The sequence below is a fragment of the Oleiphilus sp. HI0043 genome, assembly GCF_001634935.1.
In genome coordinates, this window is record NZ_LWEY01000104.1 from 1 (window position 1) to 913 (window position 913).

At 44.9% G+C, this 913-nt stretch carries 1 protein-coding gene; it reads left to right on the forward strand.

Annotated elements, in window-relative coordinates; translation table 11 throughout:
* Nucleotides 1–141: 141 nt before the first annotated feature.
* On the forward strand, nucleotides 142–913 hold a 772-nt coding region (locus A3729_RS02055), incomplete at its 3' end, for a lipase secretion chaperone (RefSeq protein ID WP_197475484.1).

Consider the following 913-nt stretch of genomic DNA (forward strand, 5'->3'; position numbering starts at 1 on the left):
AACTTTATATAAGAATCAGGCATCACGCTTGAAGTCTGCTGGACTATAAGCCTTTTACAGCTCCTCTATGCTTTTAGGGGAGCTGTTTTCAGCAGCTAGTAGAACTTCTAACTTTCCAAGAACATAAGGTATCGCTTGTCAATGACTCATCAAACCAAACTAGTTAAGAGAAGCTTTCTATTGGGCGGTGCTGGCGTAGCAGCATTGGCGATGATTGTAAGTACTTTTGTATTTGATGAAGGGGGGGCGGCTCATACTAGTCTCCTCAGTCTGAATCAAGGCAGCAGGTTATCTCAGCTTGAGGATCGGCCATTGGCGAGTGATCAGGCTGAAGGTGTTCAGCTTATCAATGCCCTTGCATACGAGAGTCGACTAGGTACATTGCCTGACTCGCTTCAAGGGACTCAAATGCAGCAAAGTCTGCAGGTGGATGACCAGGGTAACTTACGTATCTCCAGCGATATCAAAAGAGTGTTTGATTACTTCCTTTCGACCATTGAGGAAGAAGAGTTGGATATCGTGCTGGCTAGAATTGATGAATACTTGAGTTACTATTTGCAGGAGCCTGCACTGACTCAGTCAAAACAGATCTTGGCTCAGTATATCTCACTAAAGCAAGCGCTGTATGACTATGAACTCAGTCGCTCAGAGTCAATTAAAGGCATGATGGAGAGCGGAGAGTTAATGGCCGATAAAGGTCGTTATGTCGCTTTGTTAAGTGAGCAGCTAAATGCTCAGTCAGAAATGCGTGCGCAATATTTGGATGCAGAGGTCTACGAGGCATTTTATGCCTCAGAAGAGGCTTATGATCAATATACTCTGGCTAGACTAAGTGTAGAAGCTGAGGAAGGCTTGAGCGAAGAAGAAAAAGCTCAACGACTAGCGCAAGTCGATGCTCAAGCGCCTTATGACA